The sequence below is a fragment of the Bilophila wadsworthia ATCC 49260 genome, from assembly GCF_000701705.1.
GTDB classification, from domain to species: Bacteria; Desulfobacterota; Desulfovibrionia; order Desulfovibrionales; family Desulfovibrionaceae; genus Bilophila; species Bilophila wadsworthia.
Window position 1 is genome coordinate 1 of sequence record NZ_JNJP01000194.1, and the last position, 1,116, is coordinate 1,116.

Sequence of the window (1,116 nt, forward strand, 5' to 3'; positions counted from 1 at the left end):
CGGATGCTGGTCGCGCCGCATCAATCAGGAAGATCGCCTCGTCTACAAAGTGGACGAACGAAGCGAAGCCCTGATCGTACTCCAATGTCGTTACCATTATTGAATTAAGATAAAAGCCCTGTTCGTTTCATCAACGAGCAGGGCTGTTTTACCATGTCCGGCAATCCCTATGCGGCGCACCTGTGCCGATACTTCCAGAGCATGTTGCGATCGGTCTTCAAAACATGTCGGAATGCCTCGATCACGTCTGTGTGGTACGCCTCTACGCTACCGTATCGGCTGTCCTCGATTTCCCTGATTTCGTACCCCATGCGCCGGGATATGTCGGCGAGCTTGCGCCCGGCCATGGAGTACATGGCCTGTGACACCTCAAAGACCTCTTCCAGCCACGGAATGGCCTTCACCTGCTTCCATGTCCGGCTGTCGCCTATCTCGTCGCGGAGGTGCTCGTTTTCCTTGGAAAGGCGGCTTGCCGTGCTCATCGCCGTAGCCTCGCGCCGGGAGCCGATTTCCGCCTTGGTACGGACGGCCTCGTCGCGATGTGCTTCCACGAGCTTTCGCTGTTCCCGCTCGAACTTGTACTGCTGGAGCAGGGAAATCCCGAGGTCGAGATCATCGAGAATGCGATCCATCACCGCTTCCGTGGCATACAGGCCGCGCTTGCGGATGGAAGGGACGACCTCGTGGATGATCCACCGCTTGAACGCCTTGGCTTCCGGCTTGCGGGAACGGAAGATGAGGGAATACAGGCCGGGTTCGGAAATGACGAGCATTTGCTGTTCTCCGCCTAGGGTACGAATACTGTTCGTACCCTTTTCGTCGTCATCCAAAAGGGAAATGGTTTTGCTCACATCAGTAAGCTCCAGGCACTCGCACACGTCCTTGGTCACAAAACACGGCTCGCCCTCGCATTCCACGACGCGAACCCTGCCGAATTCCGCTTTTTCAAAAACTTTCAACATGTCCATATGAACCCCTTGGGTTAATGTCATTTCTTTAAATACCGCACCGGGAACAGAACCGCCTCAATGAGCATGACCTTCTGGAAATTTCCTTCCGGGTCGTCCGTGCGATCGCATTCGGCGCGGACGGCTTCAAGCCGGATGGGGCGGGCTT

General features: G+C 55.9%; 2 protein-coding genes. One reads left to right on the top strand and one right to left on the bottom strand.

Translation table 11 applies throughout. From position 1 onward, the window contains the following. Positions 1-103, top strand: a 103-nt coding sequence (locus tag T370_RS24710; RefSeq protein ID WP_211250545.1) for a type II toxin-antitoxin system YoeB family toxin, incomplete at its 5' end; no start/stop codon positions are given. 64 nt (positions 104-167) lie between these two features. Here the strand turns inward: T370_RS24710 and T370_RS0122000 are convergent. Next, positions 168-968 (bottom strand): BRO-N domain-containing protein, encoded by an 801-nt coding sequence (locus tag T370_RS0122000; RefSeq protein WP_029437028.1) that lies wholly within the window; start codon positions 966-968, stop codon positions 168-170. Between the last annotated feature and the right edge of the window lie 148 nt (positions 969-1,116).